Origin of the sequence: Mycobacterium florentinum (genome assembly GCF_010730355.1) — a bacterium.
GTDB lineage: Bacteria > Actinomycetota > Actinomycetes > Mycobacteriales > Mycobacteriaceae > Mycobacterium > Mycobacterium florentinum.
This window is the reverse complement of the sequence record NZ_AP022576.1, coordinates 1957585-1982066: the sequence shown is the minus strand read 5'-3', so window position 1 is coordinate 1982066 and position 24482 is coordinate 1957585. Positions and strand designations below refer to the sequence as shown.

Sequence of the window (24482 nt, the reverse complement as noted above, 5' to 3'; positions counted from 1 at the left end):
ATGCGGGCCGCCACCACTCTCCGGGCGGGCGAGGCCAAAGCCCTACGCTGGCCCCATGGCACCGACGCCGCGCCCGCGCCGATCCGCTCTCTACCTCCCCGGCAACAAAGATCGAGCACTCGAGAAGGGGAAATCACTCCCGGCCGACGTGCTGATATTCGACCTCGAGGACGCGGTGGGCCCCGACGCCAAAGTCCACTCCCGAGCGCGGGTGTGCGACGCCGTCTCGTCCGACGGCTATCGGCCTCGCGAGGTCGTGATTCGCATCAACGGCGTGGGTACCGACTGGCACGACGACGATCTCGCCGCCGTGGCCGGTTCGGCCGCCGACGGGGTGCTCGTGCCGAAGGTGGAGACCGGTAACGAGGTCCAAGCGCTGGCCGCCGCGCTCGACGCGCTCGATGCGCCGCCGTCGTTGCGGCTGTGGGCGATGATCGAGACGCCGCGGGCCATCTTGCGGGCGGAGGAGATCGCCGCGGCCAGCGATCGGTTGACGGTGCTGGTGATCGGCACCAACGACCTGGTGAACGACCTGCACGGCCTGCACGTTCCCGGGCGTGCACCGGTTACACCGGCGTTGTCGCTGGCGGTATTGGGTGCGCGGGCGGCGGGAAAAGCCATCCTGGACGGCGTGTACAACGCCATCGCCGACGAGGACGGCTTCCGGGCCGAGGCGCAACAGGGTCGCGAGATGGGTTTCGACGGCAAGACGCTGATCCATCCCTCCCAGGTTGCACCGGCGAACGAGTTGTTCGGCCCCTCGGAGAGGGAATTGGCCGACGCGCGCAAGATCGTCTCGGCCTACGAGGAGGCCCAGGCGGCGGGGAACAGCGTCATCACCGTCGATGGCCGCATGATCGAAAGCCTGCACGTGCGCGACGCTGCGCGGATCCTTGCCCTCGCGGACCTGATTTCCGAACTGGAATCCCAATGACGTTGCACCCGAGTCCTTTTCGCGCAGACCTCCTGCAAGGCAAGGTGGCGCTGATCACCGGTGGGGCCACCGGGCTGGGTCTGGAGATCGCCCGGGTTTTGGGCGCTCACGGCGCCCGGGTGGCCATTTGCAGCCGCAAGGAGCCCAATCTTCAGGCCGCGGTTAGGGCGTTGCGGGAAGAGGGGATTGAGGCCGTATACGGCGTTTGCGACGTCCGCCGCAGTGACGAGGTCACCCTCGTCGTCGAGGATGTGCTGGCCGCCTTCGGTCGCCTCGACGTCGTCGTCAATAACGCGGCCGGGAACTTCCCCGTCCCGATCAGCGGCCTGAGTCCGAACGGTTTCAAAGCGGTGGTCGACATCGACCTGGTGGGAACGTTCAACGTCTCCAAGGCGGCATATGACCTCTGGCTGCGCGAGCACGGCGGCGCCGTGGTGAACATCAGCGCGGCGATCCAGTACCGTGGCATGGCCCTGCAAGCGCACGTTGTGTCGGCCAAGGCCGGCGTGGACGCGTTCAGCCGCGCCTGTGCGATCGAGTGGGGGCCCGACGGGGTTCGGGTCAATGTCGTTGCCCCCGGGGCGATGTCGGGGACGGAGGGCGTCCGCAGGATCGCCGGCGACGACCAGCACCGCGCCATCCAGAACCCACTGCGGCGCCCCGGCTCGACCACCGAAGTCGCCGAGACGGTGTTGTTCCTGGCCAGCGACGCGGCGTCCTATGTGACGGGTGCCGTACTGGTCGTCGACGGCGGCGGCTGGCTGACCTCCAGCGGTGTGCCGGACCTGCCGGGCTATACCTGACTAACGGTCACGCAACGGTCAGATCACGGCCAGGGACCCAGGGGCCCCAGCCGATTAGGTGTTTGGCACCGTTTCGCATTATTCTTGCGCGCGGCCCATTGTCGACTCAGGAAAAGCAGATGCTTATTCAGCCCACCCTGCGACGTGCGCAATCGCCGCGCAGCGTTGCGCGTGTGACCTTCCCGAAGGTCGGTCAGTGCTTCGACATCGAGATCACTCGAGAGACCGATGGGTGGCTCATCCGGATCCCCGAAATCGCCGCGGCCGCACGCGCTAGTCGCCGGGCCACGGTCGACTTGGTGGCGCGCGAATGCATCGCCGCGCGCACCGGTATCCCGGTGGGCTACATCATCGTCTACGTCGCGAAAGAGACCCGCTAGCGCGGACAACCGCCGGCTACGGCACCCGGGCGGGCGCCGTAGCCGTACGGCTCAGATCTTCACCGTCAGCGGCCAGACCTTCCAGATGTCGTCGCAGTACTCCGCGATGGCGCGATCGGATGAGAACTTGCCGCTGCGTGCGGTGTTCAGGATCGACATCTTGGTCCACGACTCCCCGTCCTGCCACGCGGCGCTGACCCGCGCCTGGCATTCCACGTAGGAGGCGTAGTCCGCGCACACGAGGAACGGGTCGTCGTAGCGCAGGTTGTCCACCAGCGGCTTGAACACCTCGGTGTCGCCGTGCGAAAAGGTCCCGTCGGCAATCAGATTCAGCACCGCGCGCAGCTCGTCGTTGCCGTCGATGTAATCCGCCGGACGGTAGCCGCTCGCCTTGAGCGCCTCGACCTCGTCGACGGTCAGGCCGAACAGGAAGAAGTTCTCCGCCCCGGCTTCTTCGCGAATCTCGACGTTGGCGCCATCGAGGGTGCCGATCGTCAGGGCGCCGTTGATCATGAACTTCATGTTTCCGGTACCCGAGGCCTCCTTGCCGGCAGTGGAGATCTGCTCGGATACGTTGGCGGCCGGATAGATCATGTGTGCGTTCTGCACGTTGAAGTTCGGTATGAACGCGACTTTCAGGAACTTGTTGACGTCCGGGTCGCTGTTGATCGTCTCTCCAACGGCGTTGATCAGCTTGATGATCCGCTTGGCCAAGAAGTAGCCGGGCGCTGCCTTACCGCCAAAGATAAAGGCCCGCGGCGGAATTGAGAGCTCTGGGTTCTGCTTGAGCCGGTAGTAGAGCGCGATGATGTGCAGCACGTTGAGGTGCTGGCGCTTGTACTCGTGAATTCGCTTGACCTGGATGTCGAAGATCCATTGCGGGTTCACTTCGACACCGGTCGTGTCGTGGATGAAGTTGGCCAGCCGCGCTTTGTTGGTGCGTTTGATGTCGCGCCACTGCTCCCGGAAGGAGGAGTCGTCGACGAACGGTTCCAGTCCACGCAGCTTGCCTAGGTCCTTGAGCCAGCCATCTCCGATGGTGCGGTCCAGCAGCTCGCGGAGCCCGGGATTGGACAGAGCGAGGAAACGCCGCGGTGTCACGCCATTCGTCTTGTTGCTGAACCGCTCCGGCCACATCTCGTAGAAGTCTTTGAGCACACTGTCTTTCAGTAACTCCGAGTGCAGCGCTGCGACGCCGTTGATGGCATGGCTGCCGACGGTGGCCAGGTGTGCCATCCGGACGTTTTTGCCGCCGTCCTCGCCGATCAGCGACATCCGGCGGACGCGATCCGCGTCGCCGAGGAACCGGGTGCGCACCTCGTTGAGGAACCGCCGGTTGATCTCGTAAATGATCTCCAGGTGTCGCGGCAGCGATTGGCCGAACATCTCCAGCGGCCAGGTTTCCAGTGCTTCCGGCAGCAGCGTGTGGTTGGTGTAGGCGAAGGTCGCGACGGTGATGTTCCACGCCTCCTCCCACTCCAGGTGTCGTTCGTCGATCAACAGTCGCATCAACTCGGCGACCCCGATAGACGGGTGAGTATCGTTGAGCTGCAAGGCGAATCGCTGGGGGAGCTCCCGCACACCCGCGTCGGCAAGATCGTCCATGATGTGCAGCACGTGCTGCAGCGAGCAGGACACGAAGAAGTGCTGCTGCAGCAGGCGCAGCCGCTTACCCGCTTCGGGCTCGTCGTTGGGGTAGAGCACCTTGGTGACCGTTTCCGAGGTGACCTCGTCCTCGACCGCCTTGTAGTAATCGCCGGTGTTGAAGGCATCCAGCGCAAACGACTTGACCGCTCGCGCGCTCCACAACGTGAGCACGTTGCAGGTGTTGACGCCATAGCCCTGGATCGGCGTGTCGTACGCGACGCCTTTCAGCAACAACCCGGGCACCCATCGAGAGCGCTCACGTCCGCCCTCGTCGGTGTAGTGCTCGACGTGGCCGCCCCACTTGACCAGATAGTTGACGTCGGGTTTGGCTATCTCCCAGGGGTTTCCGCGATCCAGCCAGTTGTCGGTCTGCTCGACCTGCCAGCCGTCGTGGATCTCCTGGTCGAAAATGCCGAATTCGTAGCGGATTCCATAGCCGATTGCCGGACGCTCGAGCGTGGCGAGCGAGTCCAGGTAGCACGCTGCGAGCCGGCCGAGGCCCCCGTTGCCCAGTCCCGGTTCCTCCTCGCAGGCCAGCACCTCGTCAAGCCGTTGTCCCATCGCGGCCAGCGCGGACTTGGCGGCGCCCTCCAGGCCCAGGTTCAGCAGGTTGTTGCCCAGCTGCGGACCCATCAGGAATTCGGCCGACAGATAGCAGGTGACCTTGCGTCCGAGATCGAGTGACGTTTGCGTGGACGCCACCCGGCGGTCCTGCATGCGGTCCCGCACGGCCAGCGCCAGCGCCCGATAGTAGTGCTCGGGCCGCAGGGCAGCCGCCGGGCGCCCGATCGAGTAGCGCAGGTGGTCGGTGATCGCGCGCTGCAGCGCGGGGGCGCCCATCCCGGTGCGGGAGTGCTCGGCCAGGTCCGCCGGTCGGGAACCGGCGGCAGACACTGCGTCGGAGGGGGTCTGATCGAGATCGGTCATGTGAGTCCTACTCCCTAGATGTGGTGGCAGTATCGCACCGATCTGCCCTGCCGCGCAGTTCGTCAGTCTGGCAGCGGTTTTTGCACACCAGGCGCGAAATTGACGACCGCTACGTGAACGCAACCCCACGCACCGGCGACGAAACGGCGTTGGCGGGGGAGCCCCAGAGCGGGCAGGATTCTCTGCAGTGGATCACCCGACGTGTGGTGGCATCGTCCAGCCACGCCAACTGCCGTTGGCGTCGGCCGGTGCACGCTGGCTGATCGCGGCGGCGGTCCTCGGCTCGGGCCTGGCGATGCTGGACGGCACCGTCGTCAACGTTGCGCTGCCGACGATCGGGCGGGAGCTGGCCGCGGATCTGACCGGCCAGCAGTGGGTGCTGGATGGCTACCTGCTGACGCTGAGCGCCCTGCTTCTCTCCGGGGGCGCGGCCGGCGACCGCTACGGCCGGCGCCGTGTCTTTCTTGTCGGGCTGGCCGTTTTCACCGCTGCGTCATTGGCCTGCGGCCTGGCCCCGACCATCGGCTGGTTGATCGTCGCCCGGCTGGTCCAAGGTGTCGGCGCGGCCGCATTGGTGCCGGGCAGCCTTGCCTTGATCGACGCCGGGATCAGCGATGACGACCGGGGTCGCGCGGTGGGAATCTGGGCGGGTATGTCCGGGGTGACGACGGCGCTGGGCCCGTTCATCGGTGGCTGGCTGGTGGACTCGGCGTCGTGGCGCTGGGTGTTCTTCCTGAATGTTCCGCTCGCGGTGGCGGTGGCATGGATCGCCGTGCGCCACGTCCCAGAATCCCGGAATCCGACCGCCGCCGGAGGCCCGGACGTACTCGGAACCGCCGCTGTCGCCGTCGGTTTGGCCGGGGCGGTTTACGCGCTGATCGAAACTCCGTCCCGCGGTTGGACTTTGACGACCGTCGCCGGCGTCGCGATCGGTGTGGCCGGGTTGGCCGCCTTCCCGCTGATCGAACGACGGGTGCAGTCACCGTTCTTGCCGCTCAAGCTCTTTCGTTCCCGGCAGTTCGCCGGCGCCAACCTCACCACGTTGGCCGTATACACGGCAGTCGGTGGTGCGTTGTTCCTATTGGTCCTGCAGCTTCAACAAAGCCTGCACTACACCGCGCTGGAAAGTGGGCTGGCGACCCTACCCATGACGATCATCATGCTGATCGGCTCCCCGTGGATAGGCGAGCTCGCGCAGCGAACCGGCCCGCGAATCCCGATGACGGTCGGACCGTTCGTCGCCGCCCTCGGCGTGGCTCTGATGGCACGCATCGTGCCCGGGACGACGTATCCGGGTGCGGTGCTGCCCGCCGTGGTCGCGTTCGGCCTCGGGCTCGCGATCACGGTCGCGCCACTGACCGCGGCGGTCCTCGCCGCCGTTCACGACGACTACGCGGGCACCGCATCCGGTGTCAACAACGCCATTTCGCGCGTCGCCGGACTCCTCGCCGTCGCCGTGCTGCCGGTCGCCGCCGGCATCAGCGCGGGACCCGGCCAACCACTCGGCCCTGGTTTCTCGCTGGCGATGCTCATGACCGCGGGTGTCTGCCTGATCGGTGGAATTACCGCATGGGTGACCATTCGCACCGGCGCGGACGTCGCACACCAGGTGCTGCCGGGAATCAACCACGCCTGCCAAGACCCGTCCACCAGGCACCCGAGGCCCGCCCAGGATGCCGCCTAGTTCAGTCGAAGATGACGACGGCGCGTCCGACGACGTCGCCGCGCCCCAACGCATCCAGGCGCTCGTTGATGTCGTCCAATTCGACCGGGACGATGTGGTGTTTGATCAGCCCCTGGCTGGCGAGCGCGAGAACCTCGGTCAAGTCGTTGTGGTTGCCCCAGAACGATCCCGAGTACGACTTCTCTCCGCTCACGAACGGAAATATGGGTACCTGTGCGCCCTGCTGCCCGATCAGGCCGACACAGGTGAGTGCGCCTTCCTTCCCCAGGATCGAAAACCCAAGCTCCAATGACTCTTTGGCTCCCGCGCAGTCAAGCACCGCGTCGACTTCTCGGCGGCCGGTCAGGTCTTCCAGTTCGTTCCGTACCTCTTCGGCCGTCTTGTTTCGCGTGTTGACGGTGAAATGGGCGCCGTTTTCCTTTGCGACGGCGAGTTTGTCATCGTTGCGGGCGAATGCCACCACCGTCGCCCCGCCGCCGAGCAATCGGGCGTACTGCACCCCGTAGCCCCCGAGCCCGCCGATGCCGTTGACGACCACGGTGCGGCCCCCGCCGAGTTTTCCGGCCGCGGCAAGCTTTTTCATGCCGCGGTAGGGCGTCAGCCCGGCATCGGTCAGCGGGGCCAGCATCTGTGGGGTGTGATCGGCCCGCGCCGGTACCGCGACGACATGGCGGTATTGCACCGGCATGTACTCGGCGAAACCACCGGGCGGCCCGAACCCCGCCAGCTGCCCGGCGGCGCAGAGTTGCTCATTGCCCTCGTGACATTGCCGGCATTGCCCGTCACCCCAGTTCGGGTTGACCACCACCAGCGTGCCCTCGGCCAGGCCCGCCGATGCGGGCACCTCGGCACCCACCGCGTGCACTCGTCCCGCCACCTCGTGACCCGGCGTAATGGGGAACGTGAGCGGAAAGTTTTCGCGGAAATAGCCGTCGACCAGTTGGTAGTCGCTGCGGCACATGCCGGCGGCCGCCACTTTGATCAGGACCTCGTTCGGGCCGATGTCGGGGACGGGGATCTGCTCGAGCCGCAGCGGCTCGTTGTATCCGTGCATCCGAGCCGCCCGCATCTTCATGACGTTCCCCTTCCCAGCGCGTCAAAGACACCCGCCCGACCGCGGTGGTTTTGAGACATGTTGTGATACAGCCACTTTGATCCTGACAATGCCAGCAAACTATCGCGCTGGCAACAGCTGTTTGCGATGGCGGTCCATTGGGTGCCCGGTCTCGGTGATCTGGGGCGACCGCGATCCCTATATCCGGTTCAGCACCGCGCGCGAACTGGCCGAGCGCATTGCGCACGCCGAATTGATCCGGCTGCGAGGCGGCGACCACTACATCATGGAGGAACGCCCACCTGTGCTGACCGACGCGCTGATCAGCCTGCTGAGCGTGCCGCTGACGGCCCGCGCCTAGTCGGTGACCGTCATCTGATCGTCGCTGCCATCCCACGAGCGGACGAAGACGTCGATCGGCACCTGCTCGTCGCGGCCCTGCTCGCTGCCGCTGTCGTTGAGGTGCACGACGCCGGCCGCGGTGTCGATACCGGTGACCACCACCGCGTGGTTGGCCAGGGGGTTGCCGTGCGAGTCCTTGTCCTCGACGGGATCGCCCCAGATGACTTCGGCGTTGACCCCGGCAATGACCTTGCGGCCCTTGGCCAGATCCTGCTCCAGCGCCGCCATGCCCGTCGGAACGTGGGTCGTTGCGGCACTTTCCCTGTCGGTGCTCACCGCGCGGATTCCGTAGTGCGCCAGCAGCGTCGGCTCATCGTCGAACGAGGTGCCGTCGCCGCTGCGGTGCCTCGTCGGCTTCTTGTAGACCGGACCCGGGTGCACGCTGCTGGGCGTCGACCGAGCCAGCGCGACGATTTCGTGCTCGGACGGCTGAGCGCCGGTGAGTTCTCCAACCACATCGGCGACCGCCATCTCGACGCAGTCGTCGTCGTATTGCTGGTAGCGCCAGAACGGGGCGGCCGCCGTCGGATCGCCGTAGCGGATGCCCGCGCCGCTGGGAGCGTTACCGGGAGTGGCCTGGGCCGTGCCTACCGCCAGGCCTAGCGTGGCGGCACCGGTCAGAATCGCGACGGCGGCGGCGCCGGCGACGGTGGCAATCCTGATCACGAGAAGAGGCTCTCGTCCCGGCCTCTACGAATTCTTGGAGTCCCGGTCCGGGCGCCGCAACAGGCGTTAGGGTCTGGTCGTGACTTCTGCCCCCCTGCGCACGCCGTTGCGTTTCGACGTCAGCGAAGTGATCGGGGAGCAGGCATTTCTGGCCGCGACCTACTACCCGGCGCGCAACCGCGATGCGGCCCCGGCGGTATTCGTCTGCCTGCCCGGTGGTACCTACAGCCGCGAATACTGGGATCTGCATGTCGTCGGCCACAGCGGCTACAGCTTCGCCGAATTCGCGACCGAGAACGGTTATTCGGTGCTGACGGTCGATCCATTGGGAACCGGCGAAAGCTCAAAGCCCGCACGTGATTTCGACTTCGCCGTTATCGCTGCCGCGCTCGCTCGCGCTATCTCCGAGCTGCCCGCCGCGACCGGGGACCACGCGCCGCCGATTGCCGTCGCGCATTCGCTGGGCGGCTACCTGGCGATCACTCAGCATGCGCTGTTCGGCAGCTATGCGGGGCTGGCGATTTTGGGATGCACCAATCAGCATGTCGCACCGCTGAACCTGGACCCGGCGTTCATTGCCCGCGCTGCTAACGCGGACGGTCGCGCGGTGCTGGCGCGGGAGATCCTGTCGGCTCTTCCCGAAGCCTATTTCGAAGGCCCGCGCGAGCACTTGCAGAGCTGGTTTCATCTCGACGACGTTCCCGCCGATGTCGTGGCAGCCGACTGCGTGACCGCGAAGTCGGTGGTGCCGCGGATATTCGGGACGGCCATGATTCCCGGCGTCGTCGCCGAGCGCGCCGCGCTGATCGACGTCCCGGTGCTGCTCGGCTATGGCGTGGTTGACGTCTCGCCGAACCCGCGCGCCGAGGCCGCCCTCTATTGCAATAGCTCCGACATCACCACGGTGGTGTTGCCCGACAGCGCGCACTGCCACAACATGGCGTCGAGCCGGTTGCGGCTCTGGCAGCGATTGCTCGTCTGGACGCAAGCCGTCGGCGCGTTCAGTGCGCGCCGGACAGGTTCAACGTGACCACGCCGACGATGATCAGCCCGACTCCGATCACCTTCGTCACCGAAATCGGGGAGCCCAGAAACAGTACGGCGATCAGCACGATGGCCGCCGTGCCGATCGCCGACCACAGCGCGTAGGCGACGTCGGTCTGCATACCCCGCTGGATCGACCACGCCAGCAGCGCAAAAGAGACGCCGTAGCCGACCAGACAGATCGCGGTCGGCCACAGGCGACTGAAGCCCTCGGTGCTCTTGAGCAGGCTGGTCGCCACCACCTCCGCGATGATCGCGCCGAACAGGAGCAGGTACGTGAGTGCGCCTCCTTGCATACGGATGTGTCTACACCACCCCCTTGCCGACGGCCGTACCGTTGCCCGTGTGACGACAAAACTCAACCAGCGCCTGGACCGGTGTGCGCCGGTGGTGCTGAGCCTGTTCCGGTTGGTCTACGGCTTCCTCTTCGCCGGGTATGGCTCGATGCTGTTGTTCGGCTGGCCCGTCCGCGCGATATCGCCCGAGGAGGTCGGGAGGTGGCCCGGCTGGTACGCCGGAGTCATCGAACTCGTTGCGGGCCTACTGGTCGGCACCGGATTGTTCACTCGCGCTGCGGCATTCATCGCTTCGGGCGAAATGGCGATCGCCTATTTCTGGATGCATCAGCCACATACGCTGTGGCCGATCGGTGATCGACCGGCGGGCAACGGCGGAACGCCGGCGATCCTGTTCTGCTTCGGCTTCTTCCTTTTGGTCTTCCTCGGGGGCGGCCGCTATTCGATCGACGCTCGGCGTCGACGCCAAATCTGATCAGTCGCCCCATCGGCCGTGCGCGGCCGCGAGTTCGAGCAGGGTGATGCCATCGGTCTGGCGTTCACGCAGCACCTGGTTGGGGAATGTATAGGGCAGCGCCGCCCCGGGGCTGCGCTGTGCCTGCGCGGCGATGGCATCCAGCAGCGTGCGTGCCATGGACATCCGCGGATAGCAGGCATGGATCGCGGCGGCGATTTCCTCGTCGATGAACTCGGCGTTGAGACCGAAATCCATACTCGCGCCGCTGCTCAACAAGTGGCACAGGGCTCCGCGCCGGTCGGCGATGCCCGTCGACGTATGCAAGGCAATGGCCTCCCACACGCCGTCGACGAGCCGTCGCTCGCAGCCGTGTTCGGTCAGCAGTGCCGCCGCGAGGTCGGCGCCTTCCACTTCGAACCTTTCCTTGCCCGGCGCCGCGGAGCCGGCACCGAGATCGTGCAGCACGCATGCCAGGAACAGGGCGTCCCCGTCGTAGTCGGCGCCCGGGCGGATGCCCTCGTGTGCGGCGACCAACTCACCGAACAGGTAACTGCGGACGCTGTGGTTGAACACTGACGGTGACTCGGTCGACTGCGCCAGCCGAGTGGCGGCTTGTGCGACGGACGTGTCGGGGAGAGTGGGTATGACCTGCATGAACAGAACGTAAGAGCCGCTGCCGCCATGGTGTGAGTGGCTAAAAAGACACAGTCCCCACGATTTAGGCCACGATGCCGGGACACCGTGCTGGTACTCCCGGTGGATCAGTGATAATGGCATTCTCTAGTTTGGAGAAGCCATTTCCGTTTCCCCAACCGTCCCGAGGAGGGTCGACGATGACCGCGAACCAACGATGCGACGGACTGGTGGCTCTGGTCACCGGCAGCAGCCGAGGGCTGGGCAAGGCGATCGCGGCACGGCTTGCCGCGCAAGGCGCCACGGTCGCGCTGACCGCGCGCACGATGGACCCCGATCCGAAGTACCACGGATCGCTGCGCGAGACCGTCGACGAGATCGTCGCCGCGGGCGGCCGGGCCATTGCCGTCCAAGCCGATCTCTCCCAGGCCGAGGAGCGCGAGCGGCTGTTCGGCGAAGTGGTGGACACCGTCGGCGCTCCGGACATCCTGGTGAACAACGCCGCGGTCACCTTCCTGCGGCCCCTGGACGGGTTTCCCGAGCGGCGCGCCCGGCTCATGATGGAAATGCATGTGCTAGGGCCATTGCATCTGAGCCAGTTGGCAATTCCCGCGATGCGCGACCGGGGGCGGGGCTGGATCCTGAACCTGACATCGGTCGGCGGCGACCTACCGCCCGGTCCTCCCTTTTCCGAATTCGACCGAACCGCCGGCTTCGGCATCTACGGGACGGTCAAGGCGGCACTTAACCGGCTGACGAAAAGCCTTGCCGCGGAACTGTACGACGACGGCATCGCCGTCAACGCGGCCGCTCCGTCCAATCCCGTGGCAACCCCGGGGGCGGGCACCCTCGACCTGGCCAAGACCGACACGGAGGACATCGAACTGATCACCGAGACCGCACTGCGGTTGTGCACCGGCGACCCGAAAACCCTGACCGGCCGGATCGCGCATACCCAGACCTTCCTCGCCGAGGTCGGTTGGTTTCAGCCCGCCGGCTGATGGTCGACGTCGATTGCGACGAGCTGCGCCGGCGACTCACGGGAGCCGGCGTCACGGACGTCACAGCGCTGGCCGGTGGCGCCTCCAGCTTGACCTTTCGAGGCTCGCGATCCGGCAGACCGGTGGTGATCAAGCTCGCCCCGCCCGGTGTCGAGCCGATCGCGCACCGCGATGTGCTGCGGCAGGCCCGTATTCTCAAAGCCCTTGCCACAAGCCGGGTTCCGGTGCCCGACGTGCTGTGGGAGGACTCGGGAGATCCACCCCTGATCCCTCCGCTATTCGTGATGTCACACGTCGACGGTGACTGCATAGAGCCGCTGTTCGACGGCTGTCCGTCATCACCGGAGGTGGCAGATCGCTACCGAAACGCGTCCCGGGTGATGGCCGCGCTGCATGGTCTGTCACCGAGCGATCTCGGGCTGGAAGGGGAACCGGTCATCGATCCGGTCTCGGAGGTCGAGCGCTGGTGCCAGACGTTGCGGACCGTCGACACCGCACTCGTGCCCGGCTGGCAGGGTGTGCGCGACGCGTTATTGCGTTGCGCACCAACCGCTGTCGCACCCAGCGTGGTACACGGTGACTTTCGGCTGGGTAACCTGCTGACCGCCGGGGCGAGCGTCAACGCGGTGATCGATTGGGAGATCTGGTCGGTCGGTGATCCGCGAATCGATGCGGGCTGGTTTCTGATCAATTGCGATCCGCAGACCTACCAACGTGTTCCGGCGTCGGCCGGTCTCGCGCCGCAGGTCGCCGAACTCGCCGAGATCTACCAGCACGAGCTGGGGCACGAGGTCGTCGACCTGGCCTGGTTCAGCGCGCTGGCCTGTTTCAAGTCGGCGGCGACCTGGTCGCTGATCGTCAAACACAACCGCCGCAGGCCTGCGCCCCGCGAGGAATGGGAAGCTATGGCGCCGGCGCTGCCGCGGCTACTGGCGCGGGCGCGGTCAATGGTGGAGTGAGCCGACCGGACCGCGAGCCGATTACCCGCACCGGACGAAGATATTTTGGCAATACATTCCGAAACCGTCCCAGTTCTTCTCCAATGGACGGCCCCGATCGGCCGGATTGGTGAACAGCGACGGAGCGTCCGCGATCTCGAGTTGGTTCAGGGTGGGGGGCATCGGTGGGCTGCTCGGGTCGGCGTGCGCCAGACCGGTACCGCACCCGAGGGCCATGACGCTGATCGCACCGGCAACAAGTCCGCGAGCGTACGAACAAATATTCATCGCCGCCCTCCCTGTCGTCTGCGGTGCGTCACGCTCGCAATTCTAGCGGCGTGGAATGCCGAATATCGATAAAGATCGGCAACCAACCGGCAGTGCCAGCGCAACATCGCATATCAGTTACAAACGCAACACAATTTCACCGGACCGGCCAGCAAATTTGCGGCCTCGAATATCGCGGCACATACGTTGTTGCGCGTGAGGCCGATTGCCCAGGTCGTACGTCGTGCTGCGGTGGTTGCCGTGTGCGTCGCCGTGTCGGTGATCGTGGCTCCGGCAGCGGGTGGCGATCCGCAGGCCGAGCCGGTTGCCGCCACGGCTGCAGACGACGGACGGGTGCCGTCGAATCCTCCGGTAACCGTCAATACTCCCGACGGCTGGATCCTGGGCCTGGGCGCCAAGGACGAGATGCAAGTTCCGGTGGCCCCGTTGACCACCGCCGTCTCGTCTCGTGAATACCTCTCGAGCGGAATATTCGTCGGTTCGCTGCGGGGGCCCGAACCGGGGCAGGGCCTGCTCGAAGTGGGTTACGAGATCGGTTGTGGAATCGACATGAGCACGTCCAATGGCGTCGAGTTGGGCGGCAATGCCGGTCTCACACCATCGTTGGGATTCACCGGCGCGTTTCCCGTACCGGGAAACTTCCTGCCGGTGCTTTCCGCCCCGGTGGGCGGCTCGATCAACGTGGGACTCAAGCCCGGTTTCGTGATCGTGATACCGGTAACCAAAAAGCAGTTCAGGGGTTCCAATCCGTGGGTGATGATCAGCAACTTCCACGTCAAGATCGACGGTTGCGTGGGGCAGTCGTTCATCCGTTCCTATGCGACGCTGACCCGAATGACCGATCAGTCCGACGTGGTGTTGTCCTACGTCGGCGAAACCAAAGCGGTTTAACCGCGCGGGATGCCTGCCAGTTTGTCGGCGAACTTGGCCTCCGCGGCCGCGCGCAACCGCAGCAGATGTTCGGAGGGAAACAGATCGGGCGCGGGCTGCCGGTCTTTGAGTAACATGCGGGCCAGCGTCACCTTGTGCACTTCGGTCGGGCCGTCGGCGAGGCCGAGCACGAAGGACTCCACCAGGTATTGCACGAACGGCATCTCATGCGTGGTCCCCAACGATCCATGTAGCTGCAGCGCCCGTGCCGACACGTCGTGCAGCACCTTCTGCATCATCGCCTTGACCGCGGAGATGTCAGCGCGCACCGCCTTGTAGTCGTTGAATTGGTCTATCTTCCAAGCGGTTTGAAGGGTCAACAGCCTGAATGCTTCGATCTCCATCCACGAATCGGCGATCATCTCCTGCACGAGTTGCTTGTTGGAGAGCGCCTCGCCCTGGGTATAGCGCGACACGGCGCGCTCGCAGAGCATGTCGAAGATCCGGCGAACCAAGCCGACCGTGCGCATCGCGTGGTGGATGCGACCGCCGCCGAGACGGGTCTGCGCCACCACGAATGCCCCGCCCCGCGGGCCCAGCATGTGATCGGCCGGCACCCGGACGTTCTCGTAGCGGACGTAGCCCTCCCGCCCGCCGCCGGGGGGCTGATACCCCAGTCCGACGTCGCGCATCACGTTGATGCCGGGCGTGTCGCCGGGCACGACGAACATCGAATACCGTTGATACGGTGGCGCATCGGGGTCGGTCATCGCCATCACGATGATGAACGACGCCATCGAGGCAAACGACGAGAACCACTTTTCCCCGTTGATGATCCAGTGCTCGCCGTCGGGGACCGCGGACGTGGTGAACACCTTGGGGTCCGCGCCGCCCTGCGGTTCGGTCATCGAGAAGCAGGACACGATGCGGTTGTCCAGCAGCGGCTCGAGGTAGCGCGACTTGAGCTCTGGCGTGCCGTAGTGCGCGAGGATCTCGCTGTTGCCGGAATCCGGTGCCTGCGAACCGAACACGATCGGCGCACATTCCGAGCGGCCCAGAATCTCGTTGAGCAGCGCCAACTTCACCTGGCCGAATCCCGGACCACCCAGGTGCGGCCCGAGGTGGGTGGCCCACAGCCCGCGCTCCTTCACGATCTCCTGCAACGGGGGGATCAGCGCCTGGCGTACCGGATCGTTGAGGTCGTGCGACTCCTTGACGATCAGGTCGATCGGCTCGCACTCGGTGCGCACGAAATCCTCGACCCATTGGAGTTGTTGTGCCCACTGCGGATCGGTGGAGAAATCCCACGACATCTGTCATCTCCTTCGTTCGTCAACGCTTGGCGCCGCGCTCTGTACCACGATGCCGGCGTGCACCAGTTCGGTGACGGCGTGCTCGTCGAATCCCATTTCGCGCAGCACGGCGTGGGTGTGGTCGCCCGGCAACGACGGCGACGAGGGCGCATCTGCCACGGTGCGCGAAAAGCGTGGGGCCGGCGCGGGCTGGGTGATCCCGTCGACGTCGAGGAAGGTTTCCCGCGCGACAAGGTGTGGATGGCGCGGCGCCTCGGTTAGCGAAAGCACCGGTGTCGCACAGCATCCCGGTGAGTCGAGGAGTCGTTCCCACTCGTCGCGGGACTTCTCGGCGAAGCGGGCCGCCAGCGCCGCGCGGTGTGCTGCCCAGGTGGCCGGCTCGTCGTCGTCATGCGGCACGTCGACGCCAAGACGATCGCAGAGTTCGGCGTAGAACTTGGGTTCCATCGCACCGACGGCGACGTGCTGTCCATCCGCGGTGGCGTAGGCGCCGTAGAAATGCGCGGCACCGTCTAGCAGGTTGTCCTGGCGACGGTCGCGCCAGGTGCCGGCGGGCACCATCCCGAAGTACGGCGCCAGCAGGGTCGCGACTCCGTCGACCATCGCGACGTCGAGCACCTGACCTTCGCCCGACTCGCGGGCCTCGAGAATCGCGCTGAGCAGGCCGACCGCCAGCAGCATTCCGCCGCCGCCGTAGTCCGCGACCAAATTGAGTGGCGGAATGGGTGATTCAGCGGTGCCGATGCCATGTAGGGCACCGGCCAGCGCGAGGTAGTTGATGTCATGGCCGGCATGTCCGGCAAGCGGCCCGTCCTGTCCGTAGCCGGTCATGCGCGCGTACACGAGACCAGGATTGTGCGCCCGCAACGCATCGGGGTCGATGCCCAGCCGTTCGGCCACGCCGGGGCGATACACGTCGACGAAGGCGTCGGCGTCGGCGACCAACCGGTGCACCAGGTCGCGGCCGCGGGGATCCTTCACGTCGACGGCAACGGACCGCTGGCTGCGGCGCACCGTGTAGTCGACGGGGAGTGGACCGTCCACGCCCGCCAGCGCATCGACGCGAATGACGTCAGCGCCCAGGTCCCCCAACAACATCCCGCAGAACGGGGCCGGCCCGAGGCCGCCCATCATCACGATGCGGACCCCGCGCAGGGGACCGCTCACCGCCTCGGTCCCGAAAACCACTTTTGCCGGCGTGCGGCCGCTTCCTCGGTGGCGTGCGAGATCACCTGATTGCGGTTCTCGAGTTCGAGCGCCGCGGACAGGTTCGCGGCGTCGGTGTTGACCTGCAGCGCACGCTTGGTCAGCTGCACGCCGAGCGGCGACAGGTCCGCGATCAGCGACGCCAGCTCGATCGCGCGGTCGATCAGCCGATCCGGTTCGACGAGCTCGCTGATCAGGCCGCGCCGGTCGGCCTCCGTCGCCGAGACCGTGCGCCCGGTGAGCATCCAGTCGGCGGCGACACTGGTCCCGACGATGCGGGGCAGGTGGTAGCTCATGCCCATCTCGGCGCCCGACAACCCGAGCAGGATCGCGGCGTTGCCGAACGATGCTGTCGCCGAACAGATCCGGATGTCGGAGGCAAGGCACAGCGCGAATCCCGCGCCGACGCACGGGCCATTGACCGCGGCGATCACGGGCTGGGGCAGCGCGCGCAGGGCTTCGGCCAGTGCGGCCATTCCTTCCTGAAAGCGCATCCGGTCCAGCGCGGGTGCGTCGGCCTCGACCATGCTGGGCCCGAAGTCGCGCATGTCGAGCCCGGCGCAAAAGCCCCGACCGGCGCCAGTGAGAACGATGGCGCGTACTGCGCCGTCGTCGGCCAAATCGCCTAGCAATTGGATCAATTCGGTTTGCATAACCTCGTTGATCGCGTTGAGCCGCTCGGGGCGGTTCAGCCGGAGGACGACGACGCCGTCGCGCGGCCGGTCGAGTTCGAGCGTGTTCGGCATCGTCACACCCGCTCGATGATCGTCGCCGTACCCATGCCGCCGCCGGTACACATGGTCACCAGTCCTGTTGTCAGGTCCCGACGTTCGAGTTCATCGAGAACGGTCCCGATCAACATCGCGCCCGTCGCGCCGATGGGGTGGCCCAGGGCGATCGCGCCCCCATTGACATTGACCCGGTCCGGATCGATGTCGAGGTCGCGGATCGTCTTGAGCGGGACGGCGGCGAATGCTTCGTTGATCTCCCACAGGTCGATGTCCGCCACGGTCATGCCGGCGCGCTGCAGGCAGCGCTGCGCGGCCGGTCCGGGTGCGGTGAGCATGATGATCGGTTCGCTGCCGATCGCCGCGGCCGTCCGGATCTGACCACGCGGCTTTACCCCGTTGGTGCGTGCCCAGTTCGGCGACGCGAGCAACACGGCTGCCGCGCCGTCGACCACCCCGGAGGAGTTTCCCGCGTGGTGAACGTGCTCGACGTGGTCGATGCCGGGGTAGCGCTGCAGGCAGATCTCGTCGAACGTGCGGTGCTCGCCGTCGACACCCGTCGCGCCCATCGCCGCGAACGCCGGCCGCAGCCGCGCCAGCGTCTCGGGGGAGGTCCCGGGGCGGGGGTGCTCGTCGCGGCCGAGTGTGCCGTCGGGTGTGGCCACTTCGACCAGGGAGCGATCGAATCTTCGCTCGTCGATCGCGGCGGCGGCCCGGTTCTGGCTCAGTGCGGCGTAGGTGTCGACGACCTCGCGGGTGAAGCCCTCGAGAGTCGCGATGAGATCAGCCGAAATGCCCTGCGGAACAGTCGGATAAAGCGCACGCAAGTCCGCGTTGTTGCCGTCGATCGTCGGCACACCGGCTGTGACGCCCCACCGCGACATAGATTCGACGCCGCCGGCGATCACCAGATCGTCGGCGCCCGCGGCGATCGAGGACGCCGCGACGGTGACCGCTTGCTGACCCGAACCGCAGAAGCGGTTGAGCGTCATCCCGGGCACGGTCTCGGGCCAGCCTGCCAACAGAACGGACAGGCGCGCGATGTCGTCGCCGTGGTCACCGGACAGGATGCCGTTGCCGGCGATCACGTCATCAACGTCAGCGGGGTCGAAACCGGTGCGTTTGGCCAGCGCCGTGAGGCAGGTCGCGAAGAGCGTCTGCGGATGTACGTTGTGCAGCCCGCCGTCTGGGCGGCCCCGCCCACGGGGCGTGCGTACCGCATCGAGAATCCAGGCGTCGATGTTGGGCTCCGATCGTTGTGCGAGGGGTTCGAGACGGCGGATCCGTATTGATCGTAATTCGTCTCTCGACTTTGGAGAATAACCCTCTCCAAAAGAGCGAAGCCATTCTCGGTCTTGTCCGGCGATCGGCGCCCTGGTTACGCCGTCGTCGTGTCGGGTTGCGTTAGGGACGTCGCGTGTCCCGAGCGACGCAGCGTCGCCGCCGGTGTTTCGCCGTACCGGGAGGCGTGCGCCGCGGCGAACCGTCCGGCGTTCGAATACCCCCAGCGCTTGGCGATCGAGGCCACGGTTTCGATTGAGGGATCCGACTCGAGCAGCTGCTGATGCGCGCGCCTCAACCGCACCTGCCGCAGGTACGTCATCGGCGACATGCCCATGTGGCGAATGAAGCTCTGCTGCAGGGCGCGCGAGCTGACGTGACATTCGGCGGCCAGGGAAGAGACCGTCAGCGGCAGATGGGGCTCCGACTCTATGATGTCGACTGCGGGCCGAATCGTTTGGGGTGCAACAAGTTTGGTACGTTCTGCTAGCACACCCCGGTATGGGTGGTCGGCGGCAAGCAGCAATGCGTGAAGCAAGCTGTCCACGAAGGGCGTCGCCACCAACGGTTGTGTCAGGGCGCTATCAGTTCGAAAGAGCTCGTGGGCGAACACGGTGAACATGTGCATCCAGCTGCGTGCGGGCCCTTTGGTAGTAACCATGGACGGGTCGAATTCGATTTGCGTGGTCAACGGGCGTCCGAGCGCCTCGCCGAGCGTGTCCTCGAGCGCATTGCGGCTTACCCGCAATGCGACCATTCGGCAGCCCGCTGGCCAGCGGGGAACGTGCAGTTCCCCCTCGGGAAGACAAATATTGGCAAGCCCGGGCGCATAGGTAATCGAGGTGCCGCGCTGGAATAGCTGCAATTGTCCGGACGCGAAAATATTGACTTGGTAAAACGGCCGGTCGTAGGGGCAGCGGATGCAGGCATCCACATTGAAGGCGAGGTCAAGGACGCTGATCGGCCCGACGGTGGCGGCACGTTGGGTCAGCGAAAACGGCTTGCGCCGGTCCAAGGGGCCAAGTGTTTGCAGACACGGAAAGAATTTGGCGACCTGCTTGAAGGCATCGGTTGTCTTGAGTTCCTCAACCATAGACGGTTGGCTTTTCTCGCCCATTTCGAACTCCGCTTCTCCCGCATCGCAGTCCGCTTGAGCGGACTACTCGGGCATTCGCGGCGCATGCCGGTACGGATCGCTTAATGTGTCGGACGTCACATTTATTGCGGATTAGCACTTTTGGGCGTTCGCGGGTTGCCGGCCCCGGTAGGAGGACGAACCTAAGTACGCGTAGCAAAGTGTCTCAAACGTTGCGCGAACTGTACTGATAAGAGGTATCGCGGCTCTAGCGACTCTAGCCTCGCTGTGAAAGCGTTATCCGACAACGGATTTCGTAGACGCGATCGGAGTGAGATGACTACATCATCAGCACAGTGTCCCGCAGCACACGAGGAGCTGTTGGCGGATGCGGTGCGATTGCAGCCGCTGCTTCGCGAAAGCACGTTGGCAAGTGAAGCCATGCGCAAGCTGCCGGACGAAGCGATTAATGCGCTGACCGACGCCGGCTTCTTTCGCTTGCTCAAGCCGCGTCGATTCGGGGGAGTGCACGCCCGGCAACGGACGATGCTCGAGATCGCTGAAACGCTCGGCCAGGCAAATGCATCGGCGGCGTGGCTGGTGAGCATCGCAGCCACGGCCGCGGTCGTGGCGCGGCATGGTTCGGAGAAGGCCCAATCCGAGATCTTCGGTGTGCCCGACTCCCGGATCGCCGGCGGGCTGGCCCCGGGCAGCGCGCGACGCGTGGATGGCGGATTCTCGATCAGCGGAAGCTGGTCATACGCATCGGGCGCCCCGCATGCCGACTGGGCATCGATTGGCGTCGTGGTGCCCGGTCAGGACGGCGCCGACATGGAGACGTTCCTGTGTTTCGTGCCCGCGTCCGAAGTGCGGCTGCGCGACACCTGGCACACGGCCGGCATGCGCGGTACCGCAAGTCAAACATTGTTGGCCGAAGAGGTGTTCGTGCCGCAACACCGCGCGATCGCATTCGGCACGCTGGCGACCGGACGGATATCGGACAGTGACTCCGGGTATCACCTGCCGTTGGCTCCGATGGCCGCCCTGCTTCTCTTGGGGCCGTTGCTCGGTCTCGGTCAGGCGGCCGCGGACCTGGTGCTTCAAACGGCTCCGTCGAAGTCGCTGTCCAACACATCTTTTGCCCACCAGAGTGATTCGGCGGGAGTGCAGATACAGGTCGCCGAGGCGAAGCTCAAGCTGCGGACCGCCAGGCTGCACGCCTACGAGGTCGCCGACGCATTGGACGCGGGTGAGATCGTCAACGGCGAGGCTGGGTACCCACTTCGTGCTCTGGTGCGCGCGCAGTGTGGCTATGCCGCCCGGCAAGTGCTCGAAGCGATACAGACGCTGATCAATGTTCACGGCGCGGGTAGCTTCGCCGATTCCAGTGCGATGCAGCAGTATTGGCGCGACGCCAACGTCGCCGCGCGCCACGCCGCATTGAATTCCTTTGTCGGTTACGAGATCTACGGAAAGTCGCTGCTGGGCGTGTCCGAACGCATTGCCCCGCTGGTGTGAAAGGGGCAGGGGATGTCGACGTTTGTCTTAGTGCACGGGGCGTGGCATGACGGTTCGTCGTGGGATCGTGTCATCGAGCGTTTGAATGCCAAAGGGCACAAAGCGTTTGCTCCGGCGATCGCCGGTCATGGGCCGAATGCGGACAGATCGGTGACCCACGCGGAGGCGACCCGATCGATCGTGGATTTCGTTCTCGACAACGGGCTGAGCGATATCGTACTGGTCGGCCACAGTTTCGGTGGCACCATCATCTGCAAGGCGGTCGAGGCCATTCCGGAGCACGTCAGTCGCCTGGTGTTCGTGAGCGGGTTTGTGCTCAATGACGGCGAATGTCTGCTCGACAATATTCCGCCCGAAGACCGAGCGATGCTGACTCAGTTGGCCTCGGAGTCGGCAGACGACACGGTGACGATGCCGTTTGAGTATTGGCGGCAGAGATTCGTAAACGGTACGGAGTTGGCGACGGCATGCTGGACCTACGATCGGCTATCGCCCCAGCCCTTCCGGCCGTTCTGCGAACCCCTGGACTTGGAGAAGTTCTACGCGCTCGACACGCCGAAAAGCTACGTCGTGTGTACCGAGGACATAACGCTGCCGCCCGGTGAGTGGGGCTGGCATCCCCGCATGTCCGGCCGGCTCGGGATGTACCGGCTCGTCCAGATGCCGGGAAATCACGAAGTCATCTTCACCGATCCAATTGGTTTGGCCGACAAGATCATCGAAGCCGGTCGCGACTGAACCATCCCAGATGCACAGGAGTCATCATGAATTTCGTAAGCCCGTTTCCCGACGTTGTCATTCCGGACACAGGTGTGTACGAGTACGTCTTCGGCGACCTCGGCGAGGCCGACATCGATCGCGTTGCCCTTGTCGAGGCCGCGACCGGGACCGAGCTGAGCTACCGCGCGCTGGTCGCCCAGATCCAGTCCTTCGCTTGCGAGTTGGCTCAACGTGGCATCGGTGTCGGCGATGTGGTGGCGCTGCTGTCGCCGAACAGCGCGGCGTTCGCGGCCGCGTTGCACGGAATCCTGCGGGCGGGCGCGACGGCCACGCCGATCAACGTCTTGTCCACCGTGGACGAGATCGCATGTCAATTGCGAGATTCCGGTGCACGACTGCTGATCGCAGCACCACGATTCCGTGAGCAGGCCGAGGAGGCGGCTAACGCGGCGGGCCTATCGAGTGACAACGTGCTGCTGCTCGATATTGACGCCCTTGTAAATCCAAGTGGCAGTGCAGGTCCGGAGATCGCCTTCGATCCTGCGACGCATGTGGCCGTGCTTCCCTTCAGCTCGGGGACCACCGGGAAACCCAAGGGCGTGATGCTGACCCATCGCAACCTCGTCGCCAACGTAGCCCAATTGCACCCAGTGTCAGGCGTGGTTCCCGATGAGACACTGATCGCGGTGGTTCCTTTCTTTCACAGCTACGGGTTGACCGGGCTTTTGTGTGCCGCGATGCGAAACCGGGCGCGGCTCGTCGTCATGCCCGCCTTCGACCTGGCCGCGTTTTTGGCCCACATCCAGAACTACCGTGTCACACAGGCTTACATCGCACCGCCGGTGGCCGTCGCGTTGGCCAAGGACCCGATGGTCGATTCGTTTGACCTGTCTTCCCTGCATACCCTCACGTCGGCGGCCGCGCCCCTGGACGAGGAACTGGCCAAGGCGGTCACGGAACGGCTCGGATGCCGCGTCGTGCAGGCATACGGGATGACCGAACTAAGCCCGGCCAGCCACGTGATTCCGCTGGAAGGCCGGCACCCCGAGGGCGTGGAAGCTCCGATCAGCTCGTGCGGGTGGACCGTTCCGAACTCGGAGAGCAAGCTCGTCGACATCGAGACCGGGGACGAAATACCCGTTCCCTCTTCGGGCTTGAGCGAGCCGGGTGAACTGTGCTTCCGCGGCCCCAATGTGATGGCGGGCTATCTGGGAAACGCTGCCGCGACCGCGGAGATCATCGACGCGGACGGATTTCTGCATACCGGTGATCTGGCGCGGGTGGACGCCGCCGGCTGCGTGTACATCGTTGACCGGCTCAAGGAGCTCATCAAGTACAAGGGTTATCAGGTCGCGCCGGCCGAACTCGAGGCGCTCCTGTTGACCCACCCAGGCATCGCTGACGTCGCGGTTGTCGGTGTGACCCACAACGTTTCGGGTGAAGAGATCCCGAAGGCCTTTGTGGTAAGGCAAAGTGGCGTGGCGCTTTCGAAAGGTGAGGTCATTGACTTCGTCGCGGGAAAAGTGGCTCCTTACAAAAAGATTCGTCAGGTAGAGTTCGTCGAGAAGATCCCGAAATCGCCGACGGGCAAAATTCTTCGTAGGGATCTGCGAGCACGCCAATCATGACGATGGCACGAGCCGCTATCCGGCGGGCCTCGAGCACGACACATGCGTGACGGCGGCGTCGTGCCCGCGCTGATCGGCTACGTGGCCAAACAGTCACGGGCGCTTGCCAAACGGATCGCTTCGGACGAACGGTCCTGAGTCAGTCGAAGTTCGTGCCGCTGGTCAGCTGTTCCCATTTCGCGATCTCGCTCGCACGGGCGTCCGCGGTGTAGCGATAGAACGCGAGCGCGTCGGGACCCAGCAGCAGGAATGCCGGCGGCTCGCCCGATTCGACGGCGGTGACGATCGCGGCGCCGGCCTTGGCGGGGTCGCCGGCCTGGTTGCCGTCCATGGTGTCGTTTTCCTTGCGACGTTGTCCCGCGGTTGCGGCGTAGTCGTCGATGACGGTGGTCGACTGGACGAGCGAGCGTCCGGCGAAGTCGGTGCGAAACGCACCCGGCTCAACGACTGTCACCGAAATGCCGAGCGGTGCCAACTCGCCGCGCAGTGCGCCGCTCATGCCCTCGAGCGCTGCCTTCGCGGCGGCGTAGTAGCCCGAGCCCACCGGTGTCAATTGCGCACCGATCGAGGAGATGTTCACGATCGCGCCGCTGCGGCGGGCCCGCATGCCGGGTAGGACGGCCTTGATCATCGCGACCGCGCCAAAGAAGTGCGTCTCGAACAGGGTGCGGACTTCGGCGCCGTCGCCTTCCTCGACCGCGGCGCGATATCCGTAGCCGGCGTTGTTGACCAGCACGTCGACCCCGCCGAACCGCTGCTGCGCCTGCTGTACGGCCGAGTCGATCTGGTCGGGCTTGGTGACGTCGAGCGCGACGGGCAGCACCCGATCGGGCGCGATGTCCGCGAGATCGGCGACCTTGGCGGCGTCGCGTGCGGTGACGACGGCATCGTGTCCGGCCTCGATGACAGCTTCGGCGAGCGCTCGGCCGAGTCCGGTCGAGCAGCCGGTGATGAGCCAGGTGGGCATGGGCGGTCCTTTTCGGTGTCGG

The 24482-nt window shown here is 65.5% G+C and carries 25 protein-coding genes; 13 read left to right on the top strand and 12 right to left on the bottom strand.

Going from position 1 to position 24482, the window contains the following annotated elements:
• The first annotated feature begins 55 nt into the window (after nucleotides 1-55).
• The 3 genes from G6N55_RS09205 (at nucleotide 56) to G6N55_RS09195 (ending at nucleotide 2117) form a co-directional block, all read left to right on the top strand.
• On the top strand, nucleotides 56-934 hold the full coding sequence (locus tag G6N55_RS09205) for an HpcH/HpaI aldolase/citrate lyase family protein (protein WP_085226022.1): 879 nt from the start codon (nucleotides 56-58) through the stop codon (nucleotides 932-934).
• The gene (locus tag G6N55_RS09200) at nucleotides 931-1737 is read left to right on the top strand and encodes an SDR family oxidoreductase (RefSeq protein WP_085226024.1); all 807 of its coding nucleotides are present in this window, start codon (nucleotides 931-933) and stop codon (nucleotides 1735-1737) included. Before G6N55_RS09205 ends, G6N55_RS09200 begins: the two co-directional genes overlap by 4 nt.
• A gap of 173 nt (nucleotides 1738-1910) precedes the next feature.
• Nucleotides 1911-2117 (top strand): long chain fatty acid-CoA synthetase Faa4p, encoded by a 207-nt coding sequence (locus G6N55_RS09195; RefSeq protein WP_085226025.1) that lies wholly within the window; start codon nucleotides 1911-1913, stop codon nucleotides 2115-2117.
• 51 nt (nucleotides 2118-2168) lie between these two features.
• On the opposite strand, the gene G6N55_RS09190 is transcribed toward G6N55_RS09195, so the two are convergent.
• Nucleotides 2169-4604, bottom strand: coding sequence for a glycogen/starch/alpha-glucan phosphorylase (locus G6N55_RS09190; protein WP_232079044.1), 2436 nt, complete (start codon nucleotides 4602-4604; stop codon nucleotides 2169-2171).
• 274 nt (nucleotides 4605-4878) lie between these two features.
• Between G6N55_RS09190 and G6N55_RS09185 the strand changes: the two genes are divergently transcribed.
• Entirely contained in the window at nucleotides 4879-6375 is a 1497-nt protein-coding gene (locus G6N55_RS09185) for an MFS transporter (protein WP_232078952.1), read from the top strand.
• 1 nt (nucleotide 6376) lies between these two features.
• Here G6N55_RS09185 and G6N55_RS09180 read toward each other — a convergent pair whose 3' ends face one another.
• Nucleotides 6377-7450 (bottom strand): NAD(P)-dependent alcohol dehydrogenase, encoded by a 1074-nt coding sequence (locus G6N55_RS09180; protein ID WP_085226029.1) that lies wholly within the window; start codon nucleotides 7448-7450, stop codon nucleotides 6377-6379.
• Nucleotides 7451-7604: 154 nt separating this feature from the next.
• On the opposite strand from G6N55_RS09180, the gene G6N55_RS09175 reads away from it, so the two are divergent.
• Nucleotides 7605-7790 carry an alpha/beta fold hydrolase gene (locus G6N55_RS09175; protein WP_085226031.1) on the top strand — a complete coding sequence of 62 codons (186 nt, stop codon included), beginning with the start codon at nucleotides 7605-7607 and terminating at the stop codon, nucleotides 7788-7790.
• Here G6N55_RS09175 and G6N55_RS09170 read toward each other — a convergent pair.
• Nucleotides 7787-8494 carry a cysteine peptidase family C39 domain-containing protein gene (locus G6N55_RS09170; protein WP_372517568.1) on the bottom strand — a complete coding sequence of 236 codons (708 nt, stop codon included), beginning with the start codon at nucleotides 8492-8494 and terminating at the stop codon, nucleotides 7787-7789. The two genes, G6N55_RS09175 and G6N55_RS09170, sit on opposite strands and share 4 nt — an antisense overlap.
• An 82-nt stretch (nucleotides 8495-8576) precedes the next feature.
• Between G6N55_RS09170 and G6N55_RS09165 the strand changes: the two genes are divergently transcribed.
• On the top strand, nucleotides 8577-9527 hold the full coding sequence (locus G6N55_RS09165; protein WP_085226034.1) for an alpha/beta hydrolase: 951 nt from the start codon (nucleotides 8577-8579) through the stop codon (nucleotides 9525-9527).
• Here G6N55_RS09165 and G6N55_RS09160 read toward each other — a convergent pair.
• A complete protein-coding gene (locus G6N55_RS09160; RefSeq protein WP_085226035.1) occupies nucleotides 9499-9837 on the bottom strand; it encodes a DMT family transporter in 339 nt (112 codons plus the stop codon). The two genes, G6N55_RS09165 and G6N55_RS09160, sit on opposite strands and share 29 nt — an antisense overlap.
• 4 nt (nucleotides 9838-9841) lie before the next feature.
• Here G6N55_RS09160 and G6N55_RS09155 point away from each other — a divergent pair, with 4 nt between their 5' ends.
• Nucleotides 9842-10312, top strand: coding sequence for a DoxX family protein (locus G6N55_RS09155; RefSeq protein ID WP_085226037.1), 471 nt, complete (start codon nucleotides 9842-9844; stop codon nucleotides 10310-10312).
• On the opposite strand, the gene G6N55_RS09150 is transcribed toward G6N55_RS09155, so the two are convergent.
• Nucleotides 10313-10948: an HD domain-containing protein gene (locus G6N55_RS09150; RefSeq protein WP_085226038.1), complete on the bottom strand. Its 636-nt coding sequence runs from the start codon at nucleotides 10946-10948 to the stop codon at nucleotides 10313-10315.
• A 179-nt stretch (nucleotides 10949-11127) separates the two neighbouring features.
• On the opposite strand from G6N55_RS09150, the gene G6N55_RS09145 reads away from it, so the two are divergent.
• Both G6N55_RS09145 and G6N55_RS09140 read left to right on the top strand, forming a co-directional pair.
• On the top strand, nucleotides 11128-11928 hold the full coding sequence (locus tag G6N55_RS09145; protein ID WP_085226040.1) for an SDR family NAD(P)-dependent oxidoreductase: 801 nt from the start codon (nucleotides 11128-11130) through the stop codon (nucleotides 11926-11928).
• Nucleotides 11928-12887 (top strand): phosphotransferase family protein, encoded by a 960-nt coding sequence (locus G6N55_RS09140; protein WP_085226042.1) that lies wholly within the window; start codon nucleotides 11928-11930, stop codon nucleotides 12885-12887. Before G6N55_RS09145 ends, G6N55_RS09140 begins: the two co-directional genes overlap by 1 nt.
• Nucleotides 12888-12908: 21 nt before the next feature.
• On the opposite strand, the gene G6N55_RS09135 is transcribed toward G6N55_RS09140, so the two are convergent.
• A complete protein-coding gene (locus tag G6N55_RS09135) occupies nucleotides 12909-13154 on the bottom strand; it encodes a hypothetical protein (protein ID WP_139827050.1) in 246 nt (81 codons plus the stop codon).
• Between the two features lie 204 nt (nucleotides 13155-13358).
• On the opposite strand from G6N55_RS09135, the gene G6N55_RS09130 reads away from it, so the two are divergent.
• The gene (locus G6N55_RS09130) at nucleotides 13359-14045 is read left to right on the top strand and encodes an MspA family porin (protein ID WP_372517569.1); all 687 of its coding nucleotides are present in this window, start codon (nucleotides 13359-13361) and stop codon (nucleotides 14043-14045) included.
• On the opposite strand, the gene G6N55_RS09125 is transcribed toward G6N55_RS09130, so the two are convergent.
• The 5 genes from G6N55_RS09125 to G6N55_RS09105 form a co-directional block, all read right to left on the bottom strand.
• Nucleotides 14042-15337 (bottom strand): acyl-CoA dehydrogenase family protein, encoded by a 1296-nt coding sequence (locus G6N55_RS09125; RefSeq protein WP_085226046.1) that lies wholly within the window; start codon nucleotides 15335-15337, stop codon nucleotides 14042-14044. The two genes, G6N55_RS09130 and G6N55_RS09125, sit on opposite strands and share 4 nt — an antisense overlap.
• A 3-nt stretch (nucleotides 15338-15340) precedes the next feature.
• Nucleotides 15341-16504 carry a CaiB/BaiF CoA transferase family protein gene (locus G6N55_RS09120; protein WP_085227031.1) on the bottom strand — a complete coding sequence of 388 codons (1164 nt, stop codon included), beginning with the start codon at nucleotides 16502-16504 and terminating at the stop codon, nucleotides 15341-15343.
• Complete coding sequence (locus tag G6N55_RS09115) at nucleotides 16501-17295, bottom strand: enoyl-CoA hydratase/isomerase family protein (protein ID WP_179968135.1); 795 nt, start codon at nucleotides 17293-17295, stop codon at nucleotides 16501-16503. The genes G6N55_RS09120 and G6N55_RS09115 overlap by 4 nt, the downstream gene beginning before the upstream one ends.
• Entirely contained in the window at nucleotides 17292-18500 is a 1209-nt protein-coding gene (locus G6N55_RS09110) for an acetyl-CoA C-acetyltransferase (RefSeq protein ID WP_264000922.1), read from the bottom strand. The genes G6N55_RS09115 and G6N55_RS09110 overlap by 4 nt, the downstream gene beginning before the upstream one ends.
• Before the next feature lie 149 nt (nucleotides 18501-18649).
• Entirely contained in the window at nucleotides 18650-19669 is a 1020-nt protein-coding gene (locus G6N55_RS09105; protein ID WP_085226050.1) for an AraC family transcriptional regulator, read from the bottom strand.
• Between the two features lie 294 nt (nucleotides 19670-19963).
• Between G6N55_RS09105 and G6N55_RS09100 the strand changes: the two genes are divergently transcribed.
• Genes G6N55_RS09100 through G6N55_RS09090 form a run of 3 tightly spaced genes read left to right on the top strand, consistent with a single transcriptional unit; the run spans nucleotide 19964 to nucleotide 23493 of the window.
• Nucleotides 19964-21145 (top strand): acyl-CoA dehydrogenase family protein, encoded by a 1182-nt coding sequence (locus G6N55_RS09100; protein ID WP_085226052.1) that lies wholly within the window; start codon nucleotides 19964-19966, stop codon nucleotides 21143-21145.
• A gap of 12 nt (nucleotides 21146-21157) precedes the next feature.
• A complete protein-coding gene (locus tag G6N55_RS09095; RefSeq protein ID WP_085226053.1) occupies nucleotides 21158-21883 on the top strand; it encodes an alpha/beta fold hydrolase in 726 nt (241 codons plus the stop codon).
• A 26-nt stretch (nucleotides 21884-21909) separates the two neighbouring features.
• The gene (locus G6N55_RS09090) at nucleotides 21910-23493 is read left to right on the top strand and encodes an AMP-binding protein (RefSeq protein WP_085226055.1); all 1584 of its coding nucleotides are present in this window, start codon (nucleotides 21910-21912) and stop codon (nucleotides 23491-23493) included.
• A gap of 139 nt (nucleotides 23494-23632) precedes the next feature.
• Here the strand turns inward: G6N55_RS09090 and G6N55_RS09085 are convergent, their stop codons facing one another.
• A complete protein-coding gene (locus G6N55_RS09085; RefSeq protein ID WP_085226057.1) occupies nucleotides 23633-24460 on the bottom strand; it encodes an oxidoreductase in 828 nt (275 codons plus the stop codon).
• Nucleotides 24461-24482: the final 22 nt, after the last annotated feature.